Below are 21,947 nucleotides of genomic sequence, written 5' to 3' on the forward strand. Positions count from 1 at the left end.
CATAGTCACTTCAACCATTGTAGCTGAAATTTGAACGGTTGACAACTTAAATTCGAAACTTGATTTTACGTTCAGTCAGCGCTAAAATAAGGCGTGTTCATTGAATAAGGAGGGATTTTGATGCATCAGGATGCAAAAAACGGTTGGATTCAACGTCTGACTTATGTAATAGAAATCGATGACATTAAAGTGCTCCACCCGAACAACGGCGTGTTCGCCTTCTACCGAAATAATCGTCTCGTCCGAGGGTTTGAACCGTTCGACATCAAGGCACCGAACGAACTCTCGAAACGACCTTATCATTTTGACCATCATAATTTAGCACATCTCGAGGAGCGCTTCCCGGACGCCATTCCAGTGTTCGATGAAACGCATGAGACGCGTCGCGCTTGGAGCGACCGTGTCCGAGTCGGTCTTTGCGAAATCATCCGAGATGGGAAACTCAGTTTCGAGCATATTGATGACCAAGGGAACGTATTAGAAGCGAGTATCCGTTGGTGTGGAGAAGCCATCACCATCGATTAAATAGAAAAAGCCGTCTCTCCGTTAGGAGCAGGCGGCTTTTTATCTTACAAGGTCTCTGTGACCGGAGGCTCGTCTTCGATGATCGGTGGCTCAAAAGATGTCGTCACCACTTTTTCGCGAAGGTCCGTCGGTTTAAGGATGACCGTCAGCTTCTGTGTCGTATTCCCTCTTACCGGAAATGTCCCGGCGATGTGGAGCGCTTCGTACAAGACCTTCCCATTTGAATCAAGTAACGTGACCGTGCCTTTTCGCGTCGTGTGAATCGAGAACGTCCCTTCTTCCGACACCTTCACAGACACTGCCGTCTTCAACGTGTTGACATAATCAATCGTTCGGCTCGTGTATCGCTTATGTTTTCCATCCGTGACTTGACCGACGATGCGATATTGTCCGCTCGGTAACCAATCCCCGCTCGAATACATCGTGAACGACCGATTTGGTGTGAGCGTCTTGACTTTCTTGTTCCCTTGATACAGTGTGAACGAGGACTTTAAGTTCGAATGGTTCATAACACTCAACTTGACATCATTCACGTATCGACTCTTCCACACCGAAGGGGCAGAGATGTGAATAGGGCGAGCCGTTGCCTCTAGCAGTTTCATCGCATTCAATTCCGTATAAGACTTTCCGGAGGCTTTTGACATCTTCGCAATCAACTGGTCGATCTCACCAGGTGTCAAATAAGGATTGATCGATTTGACGAGCGCGAGGCTCGCCGTGACCATCGGTGCCGCCATCGAGGTCCCGTCCATAAAGATAAAGCGGTTGTTGATTCCTAGAGAGAGGATGTTCACACCTGGCGCCACGATTTTTACGCGATCGTCCATATTGCTAAAGCTCGCGAGACGATGTCTAGAATCGATTGCACCGACCGCGATTACCTCTTTCATGTTTGCAGGAAAATTAATCGTCTGTTTTCGATCATTTCCAGATGATGCGACGATAATGACCCCTTTCGCCCTTGCCCGTTTAATCGATGTGGCCAAACGACTATCATAATCATCCCCTCCAAGCGAGAGGTTGATGATGTTCGCCCCTTTCGCTACAGCCGTATCCACTGCATTGGCGACCGTCCAAGAGTCTGTTTTATCTGAATTCACCCCGTAGAACACATTATAAAAGTGATAGCGGACGTTCGGCGCGAGTCCGGCGATCCCAAAACGGTTATGTTTCCCGGCCATGATCCCAGCGGTATGTGTGCCATGAATATCCGCAGTGTATGGACCTTTCATGGAATTGACGACACGAGGAACGTTCTTCAAATCCGTATGGTTACGGTCAGCTGACGAGTCAATCAGCGCCACAACGATATCAGTTGCGCCTCTCGTCTTATTCCAGGCCAAATCCATACCGATTTGCTTCACATAATATTGGCTCGTGACTTGTGGTTCTGAGACGACGTAACCATGTTTCTTAAGGATGACCGGCTGTGCTGCATCTACTCCGACCGGCAGTAAAAGGGCAATCGCTGTCAAAAGGGCAATCTTTTTCATTCCTTCCGCTCCATTCCAAACTGATAAAGTGACTCCATTATCTCAAACTTTGGATTAGATTTCCCTTTTTTTGAATAAAAAGTTGTCGCTAAGTTTACCAATAGCTCGGCTCATCCGGGTGCAGCATATCAAACTCGACAATCCGTCCAATCGTCAAGTACGTATAGTAGCGCGCCAGTTCCACCCGGCTTGGGTCGGGACGGAATCCCTCGAGGTCCTCTCCAAGTGGAGACCCGTCAATGGTCTCAAACTGCTGGCAAAAAAAAGACTCCGTTTCAGCGTCCCAGACGATGCGATCTCCGATATATCCGCTTCCGAAGCGAATGTAATCGATGATCGACGGAACGATGACTTCTGCTGGCAAGCGTTCGCTCATCCGACCAACGAGTTCATATCGCAGACGATCTGCCTGATCGGCTTCCTCAAGGGATGCACATTTGAGTACTTCTTTATTGATTTCAATCAATACGACATAATCCCCAGATTCGATGGAGAGCTTCATTGCCTCACCTCACTTTTTCATTCCTACATCCGATTCTCTACAAGTCATTATTCGAGATAAATGGTGGGAATCCTGTCCATTCCTCATTTTTTTCCAAATCGCAGTTGAGTTCACAACATTCTAACTGTTTTTGTTATACTAATCATATGAATTAAGAGAGGAAGTGCACCATGGCCAAACGACCGCTGACCCCTCGAGAAAGTGAGTTGATTGCGACCGCGTTATTTGTTGTCGGAAGCGTTCCCTATTCAGGACATATCGATCGTCTCGAATCCCTCACCTTACGTGATATCGCTGATGACTATTTGAATGGAACTGCCACTTCCGCAGACGCGATCGACGCACTCGACCAATACATCTACGTCCGGCGTCATCGTTTTAAAAACGTGACCCCTCACAACCTTTGGACATTGGATGATCGGACTGAACAAGAAGCATTGCGTCATATTTCCAAACGACCCGAATTGAAAAAGGGTCAGACGTTGAATAAACGGAATCAACCGTTTCAAGCAGGACAAGAAATCGAGTTCAAGGTGGACAAACATGTCGACCGTGGACAATTCCGCATCTACATCGGAAAACTTCAAGGGTATACGTGTAAAGCCCAGTCAAAAGAACGTGAAAAGCTGAAGTCAGTGTCAGGATGGATCACACATATTGACCCGAAAGACCGATTGGTATTTGTCAACGTGACAGACTTCGGACGGATGCCAATCGAACCTGCAATGAAACAAGAACTTGAATCGATGAGCGCTTCGATGCTCGGTTGGTTCGCCACGGCAACAATCCCTTCTGAAGAAGAATCGCTCCTTGCCAAACGGATGATTGCCACGTTGCAGCGACGCGATCAACCGTATTGGTTCACGCTGACGACCGCGTTGAACCACCCTCGTCCAGAACATGTGAAACGCTGGGGAACAGTCGTGAATCTTCTCGTCAAAGCGAGTAACGGTGACCAAAAGGCCATCCAAACATTAGAGACACAAGAAGACAAATACTTTAAGGATGCGTTCATCCGCGCCCTCCGTGCCCTTCATCAAGAGATGACGAAGCAATAAAGCTGATACGATTCGAGGTGACTCCGCATGGGTCACCTCGTTTCGTGTCGAACCTATTTAGGAAAGGAACGACCGCTATGCGTATACTCATCGTAGAAGACGACCCCTCCATTTTACGCCTTGTGAAAGAAACGTTCGAGGATGCGGGTCATGAGGTGTTGACAGCGACCGACGGGAACACAGGCGAAGAACGTTTCACGATGCAACCAATCGATGCCGCGATTGTCGACATCATGCTCCCAGGGCTTGACGGTCGTGAATTGTGTCGACGACTCAAGGCGACTCTCGATATTCCCGTCATTTTACTAACTGCTCTCGATGAATGGGAGGATAAGCGTCAAGGATTCGTTCATGGGGCAGACGACTATGTGACCAAACCCTTCATCCCTGAGGAGTTACTCTTTCGATTGCAAGCCGTCTCGCGACGTTATCAACGTTCTGCCGCTTCACAAATTCAAGCCGGTCCTCTTCGACTCGATTTAAGAGAATACGAGGTGACGCTTGAGGGTCAGCTGTTCTATCTCCCTAAAAAAGAGTTTGAACTATTATTTCAACTCGCCTCTTTTCCGGGAAGAGTGTATCGTCGTGAGGAGTTAATTGATTTGGTATGGGGATTTGATTTCGAGGGGGATGAGCGAACAGTTGATGTTCATATCAAGCGACTTCGTAATCGGTTCGATCACCCTGCTTTGTCGATTCGAACCGTACGAGGTGTCGGATACTCGCTCGAGGTGAACGGATGAAGACACTCTACACGCGAATCATCGTCACGATGTTCTTGATTTTACTTCTATCCGGAGCCATCTCCCTGTTGATCAGCAATGTGGCTTATTACAAGTGGTGGCAACCTTCCTATAGCGAGAAGACGGAACGGGTCGCCAAAATAGCGGAGTCGTATGTCGAGAACCATACCGATTTAGACTATGATGCCTTCTATACTTTCTTAGCTGCGACCGGATATCAACTGGTCGTCGTGGATGCGACTGACGAACGTCGACGTTTTGGCGGTGCCTTTCGGGATGAGACTATCTCTGACACAGTGATTCAATCTGTTCGGAACGGGGCTCCATATCAGGGAATGCGTGACTTTCCGTTTCATCTCTTCTTGCTCGGATTGTTCGATAACGAACTGACGAACACATATGGATTTACACTTGAAAACGGGGACGTCATCTTTATTCGTCCGGATTTGAGTGCCCAAATCCGCGAGTTACATCTGTTCGTCGGTCTATTTTTCGCACTCGTCACCCTCTTGGCATTTGGCTTGATTGCCATCTCGACAAGGTCCCTGGTCCGCCCGTTACAGACGCTCACGAATGCGACCACATCCGTCGCCATGCGTAAAGCTCCGGAACATCTCCCCGTCGAGCGTCAAGATGAAATCGGAACGTTGGCACGACAATTTCAAAACATGTCAAATGAGATCGATCGTACCGAAGCGAGACAGCGACGATTCGTTTCGAATGTCTCCCATGAATTTCAATCTCCTTTGACCTCCCTAGGTGGCTATGCAGAAAAATTAGCTGACGGTACGGAAGGTGAATCAAGAGAATATGCGCGTGTCATCGAACAGGAGACGAAGCGTCTATCCCAATTGACGAAACAACTGCTGCTTTTATCACGATTGGATGAAAATCCCCCGATTCTCGAGACGAACGTGAATGTGCTTCAATCGGTATCCGAAGTCATTCAAACGAACGCTTTCATTCTTGATCAAAAAGGGATCGCCGTCGTTACCGACATCCCACAAGACGTAGTCTTGAAGAGTGACCCGGTTCTACTCGCACAAGTTTGGAACAATGTATTGATGAACGCCGTTCATGCTTCCCATGATGGAGGCACAATTCACATCACCTGTACCGTCGACCCAGGTATCGTCATCTCGGTTACGGATGAAGGGGTTGGGATGGACGACGAGACAAAAGAGCACCTGTTCGACCGCTTCTATCGCGGGGACACGGCTCGAACGACTCAAGGGACAGGTCTCGGTCTTGCCATCACCTCAGATATCATCGACCTACATGGCGGAAACATCACAGTCGAGTCAAACCTCGGAACCGGCACCACGGTTCATTTACATTTTTGATGTCGTTCATATTCTGTTCATATTGATTACGTACACTTCCTTCATCAGCACTTGAAGGAGGTTTTTTTATGCAGTTAGGTTGGAAAGAGATGTGGAGACAGAAAAGAAAGTTTTCCATGTTGTTCGTGATCACATTATTGATTGTCATGTTGACGACACTCATCACAGGGCTAGCAGACGGTCTCGCATATGATAACGGTTCTGCCTTGCACGAATTGAATGCTACGACGTATCAACTTGATCCGGACTCAGAAGGTCAATTGACACGATCGTTTATAGACGTCACAGCGGATACTTCAAACGAAACGATGAGCGTCCGACAGCTCACGGTCACGATTGATGGAAAAAAAGAAGAGGTCACGCTATTCGCCCTTCCAAGTGGAAGTAATATTGGCCCAGGTACTTATCTAGAAACAGGTGAAGTCTTGTTTGACCCAAGTCTTTCAGTTCAGCTTGGAACAGGTGACACGTTGACCGACTTTGCGTCCGAATATCGTTTTACGATCGCCGGTGAGGCGCCTGGACGCTACAGTCATGGACCGGTGATTTACACGACGAACGAGACGTGGTTCGATTATTTGGATTACTCCGAACAACGTCCATATGTATCGGCTGAGATTGGAACGGAATCCACGATGTCCAATCCGCTCGTCATGAGTCAACAAGATTTGATTGAGTCGGTTCCTGGATATAGTGCCGAGCAAAGCACATTCACGATGATGCGTGCTTTTCTACTCGTGATCGGAACGTTTATTTTGACCGCATTCTTTTATTTGTTCACGCTTCAAAAGTTACCTGAACTCGGAATTCTGAAGGCAATCGGTCTCTCTCCTCGAATCATCGGACGGGCACTGCTCTTTCAGGTCATCGTCATAGTATCTGCCGCAGTCGCCACATCGATCGGGTTCATGTACGTCGTCGATGCGTTGATTCCATCATCGTTACCGTTTCTCGTCGACTTCGGTCATGTCGCGCTATTCGGATCCATGTTCATTTTCTTATCTGTTCTTGGCGCGTTGTTACCGTTATGGAAACTACGTCAAGTCGACGCAATTGAAATCATAGGAGGAAAAGCATCATGAGGTTAAGCCATGTATCACATCAGTTTGACGGTCAGCTCGTATTGAATGACATCGAGTTACATGTATCGCCAGGGGAATGCGTTGCCATCGTCGGTCCGAGTGGTAGCGGGAAGAGTACATTGTTATACATCCTCGGTCTATTGCGAAAACCAGATCAAGGAGCATTTTTGATGAACGAACGGGACGTATTCGAATTAGATGAGGAACAACGTCGTCTGTTACGTCTACATGAAGTCGGGTTCGTGTTTCAGCAGGCCCACCTGATTCCCTACTTGACGGTGCTCGAGCAACTTGAGCTGATTCAGGAGAAGAGACAGATGGATGCGAAACAACTATTGACCGACCTCGGCTTAGGACACCGCCTGCATCATCTCCCGTCGACATTGTCGGGAGGTGAAAAGCAACGTGTCGCCGTCGCACGTGCCTTGATCAACTCCCCGCAACTCATTTTGGCAGATGAACCGACGGCGAGTCTTGATTATGAGAATGGACGCCGTGTGATGGAGTTATTGGCCAAACAAGCACATGAAGAAGGGAGACGTGTCGTCGTCATCACACATGATGAACGCATGCTCGATGTGTGTGATCGCGTCCTTCGTGTGATTGACGGTACCTTGACCGAGCTCAACAAGGAAGAAGGGCATCACGACCAATTTGATGCAATTGATGAGTGAGCCATCCTCCAAGGCGAATGGCAACAAGGATTGATCCGTTCTCTGAAATGGTCGCCTCTTCGATACTCATCAATCGTTCGATGATATGATTCGATTCGAGTCGAATCCCCGAAAGACAGGAGAGTGCGCGAACGATTTCCTCTGGTCGACATTCGACTAGACGCGCAATCTCTTGTACCTCGGTGAGGAGGCTTGTTTGGTTATATAGAAAATAACGGTCGAGAATAACATCAAATACGAGTCCGATGATTCGTTCATCTCCTTCAATCGTCCACGAGAACGTTACTCCCCGTTCAAGCATCCCCTTTCTGTCGCTCAACACCATTTGTATCATTCGATAGATCTCTGACCTCTCCATATAGATATCCCCACCCTCCTGCTGTTGTCACTCCATCGTATCGTTCAAAATCATGTCTTTCCATGTGCCTTGATTCCTGATATTCACACGATTATGTTCTGTATGCCCTCTCCTTATGTAAGAAAACAGGACCGTATCGATTCGTTTCGGGTACAATAACGTTGAAAGGAGTCGGTATTAATGCAACGAAAATGGAAAATTGGATTGGCATCACTTTTCACAGGCTACTACGCGGTCAGCTACTATGCCTTCAAACGAATGACGCGGGGCAAACGAAAGACTCCGGAGATGTTACTCGCTCCATATACGGACGAAGATCGCAACTTTTATCATGACGTACCGTTCGAGCATGTCTCGATTCAATCTCGTGATGAGTACCGCCTCTACGGGCGTATCTATCGGAATGAGGGGTCAACAAAATGGATTGTGTTCGTACATGGATATACCGCATCACATAGTTTCATGGCCCCTCACCTCGCCATGTTCCATCGTCTCGGCTTTAACCTGCTTGCCGTCGATTTACGTTCACACGGGGAGTCCGAAGGAATTTATGCCTCATATGGTTTCCATGAAAAAGTCGATATGATCGACTGGGTGGACTGGTTGAAGACAGAGGAAACAGTCGATCAAGTCGGGCTTCACGGCGTCTCGATGGGAGCGGCCACCGTCTTGCAGACGACTCCGCTCACGAACGTCGACTTCGTCATCGCAGAATGTCCGTTTGACGATATGAAACAATTGATGCGTTATCAATTGAAAGAGTTACACCATATCCCAGCCGAGCTCATTTTACCGGGAATCGACTATTTCCTTTGGTCTCGTGCCGGGTTCACGATGAGACAAGTCCAACCGAAAAAGGCCGTCACGGAAACGACGACCCCAATCCTATTCGTACATGGTTCAAAAGATGATTTCGTCCCGACGTGGATGTCGGTCGAAATGAATGCATTGAACCGGAAGAACGACTTGGTATTGATCGATGGCGCAGAACATACCGATTGCATGATCAAGGACGCTCCTGCGTATGAGGAGGCGGTCACTCGCTTTTTGCATCGACATGGATTGGACCGGCAATCAAATCAAGTAGCACATGTAACACCATGACCGGCCAAAGGACACCCATCCCTAAATATAGGATACCTAGTCCGAATCCAACGATCCCTGTCGTGAAGACTCCCTTTATCCCTTGATAGGCATGGGCCACACCGAAAAGGGCGCCCCCGATTAAGGCGAGAGTCAAATCCGGGACCTCTATATAGAGGGAGATCGTGTATAGCAGGACTCCTCTGAAAATGAATTCCTCGGTCACGCCTGCAGTGACCGAGACGGCACCCCACGCTTGTTCCTCAGGTTTTGTCCGAGGGAGGAGCAGCTTCTCTAAATCGAGCTCATAGTAAGGGCGTAACACATTTCGGAGACGTGCTGAAGTTTTTACCAACAGATAAAAGACGAGCGCCACGGTGACCAGGATGCATGACAAGTAAAAGACTTGCCATGCCTGTTCGTTCCCCGCTTCTGGTCCGAACCTCAATCCGACTTCTGATGGCGGTACTTGAAATAAAAAGATGAGGGCAACAATTAACAAGGTCAGCCCCCATGCCGATTTCACGGTTTGTTCATATACCCATGCCCGTCCTCTCGTTTCAATCAAGGGACGAATCAATTTGGCATTGAAGATTTGAACGATCAGCATGTAGCCGATAATGGCTGTAAAAATCAAACGTTCAAGCATCCATATCCACTCCTGTCCTTCCTCTTAGCTATATGCTACACTATTCGAGTATTGTCTAAAAGCTAGGAGGCGGTATCTTGAAACGTATGATGCTGCGACTGACCGGTTTCATTATTGTGCTCGTGCTTTTGCTCGGGGCAGTCGGCTGGCTCGGTCAACATGATAAAGTGAACAATGGATTGTATCGAACCTATTATGGAGAGAACGGTGTTCCGAACACACATCTGGCCGTCTATCAAGACGCTGCTGAAACATATGACGTGGACTGGCGCCTACTGGCTGCCGTTCACCGTGTAGAGACCATCTTCTCACACAGTTCGTCGATGCGTTCGTCTGTCGGCGCGATCGGACCTTTTCAATTCATGCCCCGTACTTGGCTCGGTTGGGAATATGATACCGATGACCAAAAAGGCGATGTCCCAGAAGACGAAGTGGATTTGACGGACCTTGCCTTGATTGAACAGTATGGCGGACTCGGTCGCGACGGGAACGGCGATGGAAAAGCTGACCCACATAGTCTAGTTGATTCTGCGCACACGGCGGCGTATTATTTAAGTGAACACGGTGGAAAAAAGACAGATTCAGTCACATCCGTCCGAAACGCTATCTTCGAATACAATCGAAGTGAGCAATATGTCAATGATGTCATGACGTACTTCGAGAACTATGAATCAAGCGTGACGTTCATGCCTGATGAGCGTGATACGCTTAGTCAACGAGTTGCTTATTACACGATTCGATATGTCGAGTGGTTTAAATCGCTCGGCTGATGCTTACATGAAAAAGTGAGGAATGGAAATGAACACGCATGTAGAAGAAGTAACCATCCGCGTCAAATCAATCTTCAATGAAGATAAAACGAAACGCTATATGCGAACGTATGAGTTCACCGATGTGGAGGATGGCGTCATCTGCGCCGTCATTATTTACTCGCCGCGGATGAGCGATGCCTTTTTGTCTGGCACGACGACACAGCGTGCTTATATGTTGATGCAAAATCATTTGTCACAACCGATTCGAGAAATGCGGGTCATCAGTCTCGTCCCGACACTCGCCATCAATGACAACCTTCCATACGTGGAGTCTCAACTCGATGAGACGAACTACCATTACGTCGAAGAGACGTTACAAGAGGTAGAAGCAAGCGGCGGGATGATCATCGTCGGTTGGGGGTCTCCAGGTCGCTTGATGCACCACGCGACATCTTACAAATCGCTCTTTGCGGATTATGAAGCGAACATGTATTGCATCGGTACGACAGCAAAAGGCGAGCCACAACAGATTCGAATGGCAAACGAGAATACCGTTCTCGAGGCGTTCAACAACGAATCGGTCAAACCGAAGTTTCGTATCGTGAAAGAAACGAAAAAAGACGACTCTCCGTGAGTCGTCTTTTCATATGCCAATCCAAATGGAAAGACCGAACAGTATGAAGAATATACCGGACCACATGTAATCGGACGGTTTGATGTCAATCCGCTCATAGACGGTCCGTTTTCCACTTGTGAAACCTCTCGCCTCCATGGAGAAGGCGACACGTTCAGCACGTCGGATTGAACCTGCCATCAGTGGAAGAAGTAGTTTCGGGACATGCCGAATCCGCTCCCATTTCGTATCAAGAGGTACGCCGCGAAGACGATGCGCGTATTGTAGCTGATGCATCTCCCGTTGCATTAACGGAAGGAAGCGGAATCCGACGAGCGCACTATAGGCAATCGTCGGAGAAAGCCTTGCCTGTTGCATCAAACTCATGACGAAACGTTTCGAATCGGTCGTCAACATAAAGAGGAGCGACAGTACGGTGAATGCCAACACACGTAGACTAAGAGACATGGCGATACGTGCCTCTTCTTTTGAAATGTCTTGACCGAGAAGGGTTACCCACGTCTCTCCCCCAAGCTCCTTCCCAAACACGAGCGTCGTCCAAAACGTCCCGAGTGCCGTGACGAGAAAAGGAATCAAAAACAGGCTCCACTTCTTCCATGAAACGTCCGTCGCCAGTAATTGAATCGTCAACGTACCGACAATGATGACGAGCGGGGTCCACGGGTTATAAAACAAGGCCAGCCCGAACATGATGATCGTCATCGTCCCAAACTTGATCGTCGGATTCATATCATGGAGTGACATCGTTGCCGTCCTCCCGCTAGTCGATAATGACGAAGTCTCTCCGTGTCCCCCCAAAGCTCATCCCCGAATGGTCCTGAGAGTTCCCCATCCTTCATCAAATAGAACGTATGGGCGATATTGGCGAACGATAAGTCATGGGTCACGAACAAGATCGTCTGTCCCTTTGCCGCATGTCGCTTCATCAAAATCTCTAGTGCATGGAGTGACGGCTCATCCTGACCTGCCGTCGGTTCATCGAAGGCAAGCAACTGTTTGTTTGAGAGTAACTGAATCCCGACGGCGAGTCGTCGCTTCTGTCCATGACTGAGTGACAATGGATGGAGGACTCGTTTGTCCTCGAGGGTTAGCTCATCCAATACGACATCAATCGATTCCTCATGACCAAACTGTAGCTCTTGCTCGACCGAGTTCATGAAAAATAAGTGTTCCGGAGATTGAGGGACGAGTCCCACCCGGCGGTCACACTCCGTCAAACTTCGTAAAAACGTCGACTTTCCACTCCCATTTGGTCCCAATATGGCAATCACTTCCCCGATCCGAGCTTTTAGGGTCACCCCTTTTAATCGAAATGAGTCACGCACCACCTCGTCTACCACGTAATGCTCGATTGCTTGTCGTGGCTCAGGCGACGGTTTGAATGAAAAATCATCGACCGGCTGAAACGGTTCGTTCCGTACAATCCGTCCTTGGTCGAGTTCGATGTGCCAATCAAAAAAGTCTCCCCACAAGTGTGCGCGATGTTCGACAACGATGACGTTCACGTTGTCTAAGTGATCGAGCCAGTCGACGAATCGATTCGCGGTCACTGGGTCAAGGTGCGTCAACGGCTCATCGAGAAGCAACCATCCCGGTCGTCCAACCATGGCGCAGGCGACGGCAATCCGTTGTTTCTCCCCGCCTGACAAGGAATCGATGAGACGATTTCGGTAATCGGTCAGTTGGAGTGACTCGAGAATCTCCGTCACACGCTGATCGATTACCTCGACCGGTGTCTGCAAATTTTCGAGTGTGAAGATGAGTTCCTCTTCCACCCGTTCCATCACGAACTGCGTGTCCGGGTCTTGAAATACGGTCCCGACCTGCTGATTGATTTCGCCTGGTGCGTATTCGTCGTAAATCCGTCCAAACAGTTCGAGTCTGCCTTCTAGGACTCCATCACAATTCTCTGGATAGAGACGGTTGAACAGCGCGAGTAGGGTCGACTTCCCGCTTCCGCTCGTTCCTGTCAAAATCGTGCGTCCAGGTCGTATGGAAAGTGACACATCTTTTATGATGGTGTCCTGACTTTCGGGGAACCGGAATGAAAGCGATTCTGTCTCAACCATGGACGTTCCCACTCCGAGCGATCGCATAGCCACGAAGTGACCCCGTCTTGAGCAACAGGTCACTGAGCAACTTCCCACCGATTCCTGCGATGACCATGCCGCTGACCGCGCGCAGCCCGAACATCGTCGCCACATATCCTGGTTCAAGCATCGCAAATCCGCTCATGAAGTAGGTATACACGAAACTCGTGACGGCCGAGCCAAATCCAGCTAGCATGAGAACCCATAGCTCATATCGACGATAGCCTGTCATCGCAAAGACAGCTTCAGCCCCAAGACCTTGGACGATGCCGACCAAGATGATGCGTGGTCCGATCGCATTTCCAATCAACATCTCAATCGTCGCTGCCATCACTTCGGAGATAAAGGCAGCACCCGGCTTCCGGATGATGTACGCCGAGATGATCGACACGATGAACCAGATACCGAAAATCCATTCATAGGCGATCGGCCCGATCAATCCCGCCCATAAGTTCCCGATATGGACGAACAGTAAGTAGACGACGGCAAAGACGACAGACAATACGGAGACGAGAACGACCTCTTTCAATTTCCACGATTTAAGCATGTCGTCCTCCATGTGACGGACTGTTCACACTGAACGTCACCGTCATGACGACGTGTCGATTCTTCTCGCGCGTCCGATTGAACGCCGCCTCATAATACGAGAACACATCATCCAAATTCCCATGAATGCCTGACGCGTAGTGCATGGAGTCATTATAGACACCGGCCTGTTTCGCTTGTTCAATTTCATCATAGATGAGATCCATGTAGTTCTCTGCACCCATCGGATAGAGCGCGAATTGTGAAGAGACATACTGTTCTCTTGAGGACCCGTTCAGTTGTTGTGGTGGGGCATCGAGTGCTTCATCCCCTGCCGAATCTCCCGGACATCCGACGGAGAAGGTTCCGCTCATCGAGACATGGCGTCCTTCTTCCGAAGCCAGGCTCAACACGGTCCGTGCGACGTCGAACACGTGCTCGGCACGACCACGGATCACGGTCGATACGTCGTCCGTATGTCGCCAGACACCCGTCATATTTGTTCCTTTCAATGCCCCTTTGATCGTCCCGATAAAGTCATCTGTCATCGGGCTAAGCGTGAAGCGAAATCCGACAATCGGACTCGTGCCACATAATTCATTCATCTTGTTTCCCCCTCTATATGTGTTTGCACAAAAAAAGCCGCATTCATGAGAATGCAGCAACAAAATCTATACAAACTTGCATAGAGAAAGTGCCGCACTTCCTCACGCCAGTATTACCTGGATCGAGTTATAAGGGATCGGAGCCATGCTCACATCTCAGCCGAAGCACCCCTAGTGCAGTCATTGATATGCGGTTACTTATGCAGTCACAGTATAGCGATGTTTCGTCAGTTTGTAAACGGTCAATCTGAATAGGTGACGAGTTGGCCATTACCAGGGAGTGGGTCATGGAACGAATCCCATGCCGCTACCATCTCCTTATCCGTCAACAAGCAGGCGTCAAGTGATTGTTCGACCGTCTCCCGGTCCATCCGTTGACCGATAAGGACCAATTCGTTCTGTCGGTCTCCGTACGGCTCGATGTAATCTTCACGCAGTTCAGGTTCTGAGGCGAACATGGCCTCTCGTTCACTCTCCGGAAGGGTCGCTAACCAACGACCGGCATGTTCGAGCGTCGATGCGTATCCGGCCTGGGAGAAGAGACAGGCAAGGTCGTTCCGTGACGCGATCCACAAGAAGCCTTTGGCACGGACTATTTCTTCAGGATAGTGCTCCATCCAATTCATCAAGCGCTCAGGGTGGAACGGTCGACGACGACGGTAGACGAACGAGCTGATGCCATACTCCTCCGTTTCCGGCGTATGTTCTTCTGCCTCAAGTTCTTGAATCCATCCCGCCGCACGCATCGCCTGATCGAAATCGAACAACTGGACGTCGAGTAGATCGTCTAACGCTACGTCGGAGTATGTTGAAGTCAATAATCGGGCGCTCGGGTTAAGTGTCTTAAGTAGCCCCTTCATCTCCTGCAGTTCCGCTTCAGACACCCGGTCTGCCTTATTCAACACGATGATATCCGCAAATTCGACTTGGTCGACGAGTAGGTCGACGACTTCACGGACATCTCCTGTATCGACGGCTTGTTGACGTTCCATGAGCGATTCACCAGAATTGAAATCTTTGAAGAAGCGGTACGCATCGACGACAGTGACCATCGCATCGATATAGACACGGCTCGTCAAATCGATTCCGAGCGCATCATCGGCATACGTGAACGTCTGCGCAACGGGAATCGGCTCTGAAATCCCAGAAGACTCGATGATGATGCCATCGAGGTCACGATCCTTTGTCAACTCATAGACCGCTGTCAGCAAATCCTCACGTAGGGTACAACAGATGCACCCGTTCGAGAGTTCGACTAATTTTTCATCGGTACGGGAGAAACCACCCTGTTCAATCAATTTCTCATCAATGTTTAACTCGCTCATATCGTTCACGATGACCGCATATTTTTTATCTTCCCGGTTATGTAAGATGTGGTTGAGCAGTGTCGTCTTTCCGCTACCAAGATAACCTGAGAGTACTGTAATTGGAATTCGTTTCATATTGATGAACCTCCATTAAATCGTAATCATTACTTTTTATATATTGAAACGACTGATTCGATTTGTCAACAAAAAAACACGCCACACGGACGTGTTTTGAAAAACATGCTTTTATTCTTCCAACGCTTTTCGTTCTGCTTCCGAGCGGGGATAGGCGTTCGCTTGCCACTCCGCCCGATAGATGGAGTCGAGTTGCGTCAACCCGACCTCATCCTCGTCCTTGTCAGAATCGACACTCGGCACCTCGTCCCATTTTGGGTCGAGATAAGAATGATCTTCTTCCCGCGCTCGATTTTCTTGCAACTTTTGAATTCCCATCTTGACCGCTGCCGCAACTGCCAACCCAATACCCGCTCGAACTAACAGTCGTTTCACCATTGCATGTCCTCCTCAACGCCCAAAGCGATAAAGCGGCATCCCTTTCACCTCTGTATCGATGATAAATACCGATCCAGCATCCGGATATTCGGCTAACGCTTCCTCATCCATCCCCTCACGAGCCGTCGTGATGGCCAATCGATTGAGCCCATCCCCGATGAAGGCGCAGGATGTGACATTCGGTGCAGGAACGTGAACTTCTAACAGCTTTTCACCGGTTGATGGATTCCAGCGAGATACTTTGCTTCCGGCGTAATGCGCAATCCATAAACATCCTTCCGTATCTGATGTCATACCATCCGGGAAGCCATCCTCGTCCGCAAAATCGATGACGACCTTTCCATTTGATAACGTACCCGCCTTCAAATCGAAATCATATTGGCGAATCGTTTCAGTCGGTGTATCGATATGATAAAAAACGGAATGGTCAGGAGACCACGTCAACCCGTTCGAAAGTGTGAGCTCATCCATGAGTGTCGTCGTCGTACCATCCCGATCGACACGATACAATGTCGCTTGATTCTCTTTGTCTTCGAGATGAAGTGTTCCGGCGAAGATTCGACCGTATGGATCGGCTTTTCCGTCATTGAACCGCAATTGACCGTCCGGATCATCCAACTCGACAATCTTCTTCAAGTCCCGATTGATCTCATCCCACTCATAAATGCCGTCCTTCAAACCAAGGACAACGCCATCCGTCACTTTCGGAATGACGAAACCGACTTGTTTCCCGACTTCAAACGACGAGATTTCATCCTCACGTTCGTCATACCACCACAATGTATGGCCTTCGATATCTACCCAATAAAACCGCTTCAGCTCGGCATCCCAACACGGACCTTCACCAAGCGTATTTCGTACACGAATCCACAACGACGCATCTACTTTCTCCATCACTTAGCCTCCACTCTATCCATTAGTTCAGAAATCTATTCCCCTCTCGCATTGGGACTATGCATGAATCCAGAAAATCGTGACGGATTTTGATTGTCGTCCGTTCAGTTTGCTATAGTGAAAGAAACGTAGCGAGGGAGTGAATGGCTTGTCGAAATGGGATGAACGATTTAGTTCGGAAGAGTATGTGTATGGGACAGAGCCAAACGAATTTTTACGCGAATGGGTCACGTCTCATCAACCTGAAAGAAAACGTGTATTGGCCATCGCGGAGGGCGAAGGTCGAAACGCGGTGTGGCTCGCCACGCTCGGCTTTGAAGTCGAGATATGGGACGTTTCTATAGCAGGGATCGACAAAGCGAAACGCTTGGCGACGTCACGAAACGTGTCCATTCAGACGAAACAGATCGACTTGAATGAAGCCGATTGGCCAAACAAGGCGTATGACATGGTCATCTGTATCTTTGGCCACTTTCCTCCACACGTCAGAGAAAAGGTGTTTACGGGTATCCAACAAACGCTTCGACCTGGTGGTTTGTTCCTGAGTGAAGTCTACTCTACACATCAACTCGCTTACGGGACAGGTGGACCAAACGACGCCTCACTTCTTTACACCGAAGAGATGTTCCACCAACTAGAGGACGATTTCGTACCGCTCGTCTTACATGAGACGGTCGTCTGGCGAGAAGAAGGCACGCTCCATCACGGCGAATCCGCTGTGATTCAATATGTCGGGCAAAAACGGTAAACGAATGGCCTCCCCGAGATTCGGAGAGGCCATTTTCACTTCGCGCCTTCGACGTTCATATGCTTACTGCGGAGTTGTCCACATGCCGCATCGATGTCTGTCCCGTGCTCGAGACGGACACCAGTGTTGACGCCACGCTTTTTCAAGATGTCGTAGAACGCCATGATGTCCTCAGGCGTGCTTCGCTCATATTGGATGTGCTCGTTGACCGGGTTATATGGAATCAAGTTGACGTACGACTTGTCTTTGATGTCTTCGATCAAGTTGGCGAGTTCTTCCGCATGTTCCGGCAAATCGTTCACTTTCGAGAGCAGGATATATTCGAATGTGATTCGTTTATTCGTCTTCTCGACGTAATAGCGAATCGACGGCATGAGTTTATCAAGCGGGAACGCCCGGTTGATTTTCATGATGCGTGTACGTAATTCATCGTTTGGCGCATGTAGAGAGAGCGCCAAGTTGATGCGTAAGTCGAGGTCTGCGAACTTGTAGATCTTATCCGCGAGACCACTCGTCGACACGTTGATTTTACGCGGAGCGATCGCAAGTCCACGCTCATCTTTGACGACACGCAAGAAGTCGACCAAGTTGTCGAAGTTATCGAACGGTTCACCGATTCCCATGACGACGATATGGCTGACGCAGTCCCCTTCACCCTCTTCATCGAGGAAGTGTTGGACGGTCATGATCTGCTCGACGACCTCACCCGCCGTCAAGTCACGCGTCTTTTTCAACAAGCCGCTCGCACAGAAGCTACAGCCGATGTTACAACCGACCTGAGTCGTCACACAGACCGAACGTCCGTATTTGTGACGCATGAGTACCGTCTCGATGTAGTGCCCGTCATGTAATTTAAGTAAGAATTTGACCGTCCCGTCGCCAGCTTCTTGTTTGACGAACAGTTCTTGTGTCGAGATGACATATTTTTCTGTTAAGTAATCGCGCACCTCGTCACGTACATTGAGGTCGTCCATCGATTTGACCCGATCGATGTAGAGCGAGTCCCAAACTTGACGTGCGTGGAAGGCACCGTATCCCGCTTCCGTACACTCGTTCGTGAGTTGATCGAACGTCAACCCGTATATAGATGATTTCATTGTAATCTGTCCTTTCTCTAATCCGCATACGTACCATTGTAGCGGACGTAAGAGACGGGTGCAACTTACGAATAATCAGGAGGCGTCGGTCGTGTGATGAATTGTTCGAACGCATAGGCGACTCGAATCAAATCACGTTCCGCGTAGCTCGTCCCCGTGAACGAGAGACCGAATGGGGCACCGCTCTCTTTTCGTTTATAGGGTATTGTAATCGTCGGATGCCCTGCTTTCGCAGCCATGTCATAGTTGATGTCATGTGGCAGGACGAGTGCATCCAGTTTATGCGACGCAAGCAATGTGTCAATCCCTTCCGTTTTTGCGAGTCGGACGTCCTCGATGCGACGATCGAGATAGCTCGCTTCAGTCAGTTTTCCAGATTTAGCGTTCGCTTCTTCAAAGAAGGTCTGGCCGTGCGGAATCGATTCGGGATGTTCGGCATTCCACTCGATCAGGTCGGATAGCGTCTGAAACGGCACGGTCGTGTTGGCGAGATACGCCTCGACCCCGAGCTTGAACTCATCGAACAGGATATCCGCCTGTTCGAGCGTCGCATGCTTCGGCAGCGTGACCTCGACGAGTTCGATTTCAGCTTGCCGAAGCAATCGGAGCGCCTGTTCATACAACCCGACTTCTTCGTCTGAAATATTTGGCTTGATAAATCCGACACGCATCCCGACCGCTTGACGGACATCGAGACATGTCACATAAGGCGGTCCGACTGGAGTTTCCCACGTCGCAGGATCAGCCGAATCTTCACCGCACATTGTCTGTAAGGCGATGACCGCATCACGAAGCGTACGCGCCATCGGTCCCGCCGTATCTTGAGAACGTGAAATCGGGATGATTCCGGAGCGACTGATCAATCCGACGGTCGGCTTGATCCCGACGATGCTGTTATGGACACTCGGATGGACGATTGAACCGCTCGTCTCAGATCCGACTGCGAGAAGCGTAAGGTTTGCCGCGACCGCTGAAGCCGACCCTGAGCTTGATCCCCCGACGTCCAACCCGTCGCCGTATGGGTTCATCGTCTGTCCACCGACGGCACTCCAGCCGTTCGGCATATTTTCCGTTAAAAAGTTCGCCCACTCGGACAGGTTCGCTTTGCCAAGGATGATGGCCCCGTCAGCCCGCAAGCGTTTGACGAGCTCGGCATCTCGACCGGCGAAATGATGTCGCATCGCGGCAGCACCTGCAGTCGTTCGCATCAGACCGTTCGTCTCGATATTGTCTTTGATTAAGACGGGAATACCAAGTAGCGGTTTGCGTACCCCTTTTCGGTAGGCCCGGTCTGCCGCCTCTGCCTCGAACAGGGCGTCCGGATTGACTTGGATGACGGCATGAAGCCGTTCATTATACGTCGCAATCCGTCCTAAATAATAGGCGGCCACGTCTCTCGCCGTGAATTGTCCCTCTTTATACCCACGATGTGCACCTTCAATCGTCAGTTCATGTAATTGGATTTGTTCCATCATGCATTCCTCCTTTATCTCTCCTCCTTTATTCGTGCTCTATGCCTGATTTCCTTTTCGTATCGCCAAGTCGATGTGTTCTTGTTACACTTAAGAAAAAACAGGAGGTCCCAATGACACGCTCCTATGTCTTTGTGTTGCTTGCCGTATTCGGTCTATTTTTCTTACAGCTATACGGTGAAAATGTGCCATATGGTCCACTCATTTCCATCGGGTTGATCGGGTTCATCATCGTCTTGACGGTTTTTCAGTTGAAACGAAAACCGAATCATTGACGAATGTATTTTGAGGGTGGTATGATGCTCTCACCAACTACATATCGATATCAAGAGTGAACGAGAGATCTGGCTCCGCGACTTCACAGCAACCTGCCTTAGGCAAGGTGCTACGACCAGCAAGGGAAACCTTGGACGATATGACGAAAGCGCTCATGTCATCCGACATGAGCGCTTTTTTGTTGAATGACGATTTGGAGGGAACGAAAGTATGGAAAAAGCAACATTCGCAGGCGGCTGTTTTTGGTGCATGGTGACACCATTTGAGGAATTACCAGGGATTGAGGGTATCGTGTCCGGTTATATGGGCGGACAGGTCGATAATCCGACATATGAACAAGTGAAAACCGGGACGACAGGACACCTCGAGGTCGTTCAAATCACATATGATCCAGCATTATTCTCGTATGAACGTCTTCTTGAGCTGTATTGGATTCAGACAGACCCGACGGACGATGGTGGTCAATTCCAAGACCGGGGACCTCAGTATGCCCCAGCCATCTTCTATCACACGGAAGAACAACGAGTCGCGGCTGAGGCGAGTCGCGATGTGTTGGCAGCAAGTGGTCGTTTCACGGCTCCGATCGTCACGAAAATCATTCCGGCGACGACGTTCTTCGCTGCAGAAGACTACCATCAGGATTATCATAAAAAGAATCCGAAGCATTATAAGGAAGACCGGGCCATCTCGGGACGCGACGAGTTCATCGAGGAAAACTGGACGGAAACCGTATAACGGTCATCAGACGCGAATGTTAGCATTCGCGTCTTTTATAAGACCAATAATCGGGAAAAGACTATAAATGGTTCATACATCCGAAAAGGAGGACTCATATATGAAAACAAGCACGAAACTCATCATCGGTGTGATTGGCGTAGCCGTAATCGCTGTTGCCTGGTGGCTCATCTCCCCACTATTCTTAACCGAGACGGTCGATGAAGGATTGCCGCCGACAGCAGTCGAATCACCAGCTCCAGAGGAAGAGGAATCAGATCAAGAGACGTCCGAGACACCGGAAGCACAACCGAGTCCAACCGAAGTAGCGGGTGTATTCATGGACGGGGAGAAAAATTATGAGACGACCGGTACAATCCGCTCGGTCGAGGCAGAAGACGGGACGTACCTCCGATTTGAAGAGTTCGAGACGACGAACGGTCCTGACTTATTCGTATATTTGACGAAACCAGGGCAAGAGACGACCGAAGGCGTCAGTTTAGGGGCGCTAAAAGGGAACATCGGGAATCAAAACTATTTAATCCCAGAGGATGTGAATCTAGAAGAGTACAATACCGTCGTCATCTGGTGTCGTGCGTTCAGCGCGACGTTCGGGACGGGAGAACTGACTGGTTCAAGTGAATAAACAGACTTGAGGGTTGCTGAATGAATCGGCCACCCTCTTTTCATTTGAAATCGGCTGAAATAATATAAAGCAATCATCAATCTTCAATTGCGTATATGCAAAGCGTTTCGCCGTCCGCGACACCTTCAAGTTTGCGCAAGAGAATCAGAATATCCTCCGCTGGA

26 protein-coding genes and 2 riboswitches are annotated in these 21,947 nt (G+C 49.3%); of the genes, 13 read left to right on the forward strand and 13 right to left on the reverse strand.

Going from position 1 to position 21,947, the window contains the following annotated elements; genetic code table 11:
• Positions 1-120 precede the first annotated feature (120 nt).
• Positions 121-525 (forward strand): hypothetical protein, encoded by a 405-nt coding sequence (locus tag KNO78_RS04325; RefSeq protein ID WP_012726372.1) that lies wholly within the window; start codon positions 121-123, stop codon positions 523-525.
• A 44-nt stretch (positions 526-569) separates the two neighbouring features.
• On the opposite strand, the gene KNO78_RS04330 is transcribed toward KNO78_RS04325, so the two are convergent.
• A complete protein-coding gene (locus KNO78_RS04330; protein ID WP_214690867.1) occupies positions 570-2,018 on the reverse strand; it encodes a S8 family peptidase in 1,449 nt (482 codons plus the stop codon).
• 94 nt (positions 2,019-2,112) lie between these two features.
• Positions 2,113-2,520, reverse strand: coding sequence for a hypothetical protein (locus KNO78_RS04335; RefSeq protein ID WP_074036967.1), 408 nt, complete (start codon positions 2,518-2,520; stop codon positions 2,113-2,115).
• A 170-nt stretch (positions 2,521-2,690) separates the two neighbouring features.
• Here KNO78_RS04335 and KNO78_RS04340 point away from each other — a divergent pair, with 170 nt between their 5' ends.
• From KNO78_RS04340 to KNO78_RS04360, 5 genes are all read left to right on the forward strand, one after another.
• The gene (locus KNO78_RS04340) at positions 2,691-3,578 is read left to right on the forward strand and encodes a hypothetical protein (protein ID WP_214690866.1); all 888 of its coding nucleotides are present in this window, start codon (positions 2,691-2,693) and stop codon (positions 3,576-3,578) included.
• A 77-nt stretch (positions 3,579-3,655) separates the two neighbouring features.
• Positions 3,656-4,321, forward strand: a complete 666-nt coding sequence (locus KNO78_RS04345; protein ID WP_159562351.1) for a response regulator transcription factor — start codon at positions 3,656-3,658, stop codon at positions 4,319-4,321.
• A complete protein-coding gene (locus KNO78_RS04350) occupies positions 4,318-5,664 on the forward strand; it encodes a sensor histidine kinase (protein WP_214690865.1) in 1,347 nt (448 codons plus the stop codon). The genes KNO78_RS04345 and KNO78_RS04350 overlap by 4 nt, the downstream gene beginning before the upstream one ends.
• 68 nt (positions 5,665-5,732) lie before the next feature.
• Positions 5,733-6,746, forward strand: a complete 1,014-nt coding sequence (locus KNO78_RS04355) for an ABC transporter permease (RefSeq protein ID WP_214690864.1) — start codon at positions 5,733-5,735, stop codon at positions 6,744-6,746.
• Entirely contained in the window at positions 6,743-7,420 is a 678-nt protein-coding gene (locus KNO78_RS04360) for an ABC transporter ATP-binding protein (protein WP_074036962.1), read from the forward strand. The genes KNO78_RS04355 and KNO78_RS04360 overlap by 4 nt, the downstream gene beginning before the upstream one ends.
• On the opposite strand, the gene KNO78_RS04365 is transcribed toward KNO78_RS04360, so the two are convergent.
• On the reverse strand, positions 7,371-7,778 hold the full coding sequence (locus KNO78_RS04365) for a hypothetical protein (RefSeq protein WP_214690863.1): 408 nt from the start codon (positions 7,776-7,778) through the stop codon (positions 7,371-7,373). The two genes, KNO78_RS04360 and KNO78_RS04365, sit on opposite strands and share 50 nt — an antisense overlap.
• 180 nt (positions 7,779-7,958) lie before the next feature.
• Between KNO78_RS04365 and KNO78_RS04370 the strand changes: the two genes are divergently transcribed.
• Positions 7,959-8,882, forward strand: a complete 924-nt coding sequence (locus tag KNO78_RS04370) for an alpha/beta hydrolase (protein WP_159562356.1) — start codon at positions 7,959-7,961, stop codon at positions 8,880-8,882.
• On the opposite strand, the gene KNO78_RS04375 is transcribed toward KNO78_RS04370, so the two are convergent.
• The gene (locus KNO78_RS04375) at positions 8,815-9,510 is read right to left on the reverse strand and encodes a CPBP family intramembrane glutamic endopeptidase (protein WP_214690862.1); all 696 of its coding nucleotides are present in this window, start codon (positions 9,508-9,510) and stop codon (positions 8,815-8,817) included. The genes KNO78_RS04370 and KNO78_RS04375 overlap by 68 nt on opposite strands.
• Positions 9,511-9,596: 86 nt before the next feature.
• Between KNO78_RS04375 and KNO78_RS04380 the strand changes: the two genes are divergently transcribed.
• Both KNO78_RS04380 and KNO78_RS04385 read left to right on the forward strand, forming a co-directional pair.
• Positions 9,597-10,280, forward strand: coding sequence for a lytic transglycosylase domain-containing protein (locus tag KNO78_RS04380; RefSeq protein WP_230872907.1), 684 nt, complete (start codon positions 9,597-9,599; stop codon positions 10,278-10,280).
• 28 nt (positions 10,281-10,308) lie between these two features.
• Positions 10,309-10,896 (forward strand): DUF1643 domain-containing protein, encoded by a 588-nt coding sequence (locus KNO78_RS04385; RefSeq protein ID WP_012726384.1) that lies wholly within the window; start codon positions 10,309-10,311, stop codon positions 10,894-10,896.
• Positions 10,897-10,905: 9 nt separating this feature from the next.
• Here the strand turns inward: KNO78_RS04385 and KNO78_RS04390 are convergent, their stop codons facing one another.
• From KNO78_RS04390 to KNO78_RS04420, 7 genes are all read right to left on the reverse strand, one after another.
• Complete coding sequence (locus tag KNO78_RS04390; protein ID WP_159562359.1) at positions 10,906-11,640, reverse strand: energy-coupling factor transporter transmembrane component T family protein; 735 nt, start codon at positions 11,638-11,640, stop codon at positions 10,906-10,908.
• On the reverse strand, positions 11,622-12,992 hold the full coding sequence (locus tag KNO78_RS15670) for an ABC transporter ATP-binding protein (RefSeq protein ID WP_285800628.1): 1,371 nt from the start codon (positions 12,990-12,992) through the stop codon (positions 11,622-11,624). Before KNO78_RS15670 ends, KNO78_RS04390 begins: the two co-directional genes overlap by 19 nt.
• Positions 12,958-13,533 carry an ECF transporter S component gene (locus tag KNO78_RS04400; protein WP_012726387.1) on the reverse strand — a complete coding sequence of 192 codons (576 nt, stop codon included), beginning with the start codon at positions 13,531-13,533 and terminating at the stop codon, positions 12,958-12,960. Before KNO78_RS04400 ends, KNO78_RS15670 begins: the two co-directional genes overlap by 35 nt.
• Positions 13,526-14,116: a YkoF family thiamine/hydroxymethylpyrimidine-binding protein gene (locus tag KNO78_RS04405; RefSeq protein WP_214690860.1), complete on the reverse strand. Its 591-nt coding sequence runs from the start codon at positions 14,114-14,116 to the stop codon at positions 13,526-13,528. The genes KNO78_RS04400 and KNO78_RS04405 overlap by 8 nt, the downstream gene beginning before the upstream one ends.
• An 82-nt stretch (positions 14,117-14,198) precedes the next feature.
• Positions 14,199-14,299: riboswitch (TPP riboswitch) on the reverse strand.
• 59 nt (positions 14,300-14,358) lie between these two features.
• A complete protein-coding gene (locus tag KNO78_RS04410; protein ID WP_214690859.1) occupies positions 14,359-15,558 on the reverse strand; it encodes a GTP-binding protein in 1,200 nt (399 codons plus the stop codon).
• Positions 15,559-15,669: 111 nt separating this feature from the next.
• Positions 15,670-15,936 (reverse strand): hypothetical protein, encoded by a 267-nt coding sequence (locus KNO78_RS04415; protein WP_012726390.1) that lies wholly within the window; start codon positions 15,934-15,936, stop codon positions 15,670-15,672.
• Between the two features lie 12 nt (positions 15,937-15,948).
• The gene (locus tag KNO78_RS04420) at positions 15,949-16,830 is read right to left on the reverse strand and encodes an SMP-30/gluconolactonase/LRE family protein (protein ID WP_012726391.1); all 882 of its coding nucleotides are present in this window, start codon (positions 16,828-16,830) and stop codon (positions 15,949-15,951) included.
• A 139-nt stretch (positions 16,831-16,969) separates the two neighbouring features.
• Between KNO78_RS04420 and KNO78_RS04425 the strand changes: the two genes are divergently transcribed.
• The gene (locus KNO78_RS04425) at positions 16,970-17,578 is read left to right on the forward strand and encodes a class I SAM-dependent methyltransferase (RefSeq protein ID WP_308162645.1); all 609 of its coding nucleotides are present in this window, start codon (positions 16,970-16,972) and stop codon (positions 17,576-17,578) included.
• Between the two features lie 35 nt (positions 17,579-17,613).
• Here the strand turns inward: KNO78_RS04425 and rlmN are convergent, their stop codons facing one another.
• Together rlmN and KNO78_RS04435 are read right to left on the reverse strand one after the other, a co-directional pair.
• Entirely contained in the window at positions 17,614-18,675 is a 1,062-nt protein-coding gene (rlmN, locus tag KNO78_RS04430; protein WP_214690857.1) for a dual-specificity RNA methyltransferase RlmN, read from the reverse strand.
• A gap of 65 nt (positions 18,676-18,740) precedes the next feature.
• Positions 18,741-20,147 (reverse strand): amidase family protein, encoded by a 1,407-nt coding sequence (locus KNO78_RS04435; RefSeq protein WP_251125241.1) that lies wholly within the window; start codon positions 20,145-20,147, stop codon positions 18,741-18,743.
• A 113-nt stretch (positions 20,148-20,260) separates the two neighbouring features.
• Here KNO78_RS04435 and KNO78_RS04440 point away from each other — a divergent pair, with 113 nt between their 5' ends.
• The 3 genes from KNO78_RS04440 (at position 20,261) to KNO78_RS04450 (ending at position 21,783) form a co-directional block, all read left to right on the forward strand.
• Positions 20,261-20,422, forward strand: a complete 162-nt coding sequence (locus KNO78_RS04440; RefSeq protein ID WP_201302245.1) for a hypothetical protein — start codon at positions 20,261-20,263, stop codon at positions 20,420-20,422.
• Positions 20,423-20,466: 44 nt separating this feature from the next.
• Positions 20,467-20,566: riboswitch (SAM riboswitch) on the forward strand.
• Positions 20,567-20,633: 67 nt separating this feature from the next.
• The gene (msrA, locus tag KNO78_RS04445; protein WP_147538139.1) at positions 20,634-21,158 is read left to right on the forward strand and encodes a peptide-methionine (S)-S-oxide reductase MsrA; all 525 of its coding nucleotides are present in this window, start codon (positions 20,634-20,636) and stop codon (positions 21,156-21,158) included.
• Positions 21,159-21,258: 100 nt separating this feature from the next.
• Positions 21,259-21,783, forward strand: coding sequence for a DM13 domain-containing protein (locus KNO78_RS04450; protein WP_159562369.1), 525 nt, complete (start codon positions 21,259-21,261; stop codon positions 21,781-21,783).
• Positions 21,784-21,947 lie beyond the last annotated feature (164 nt).

The organism is Exiguobacterium sp. s132 (genome assembly GCF_018617235.1).
Classification (GTDB): Bacteria; Bacillota; Bacilli; order Exiguobacteriales; family Exiguobacteriaceae; genus Exiguobacterium; species Exiguobacterium profundum.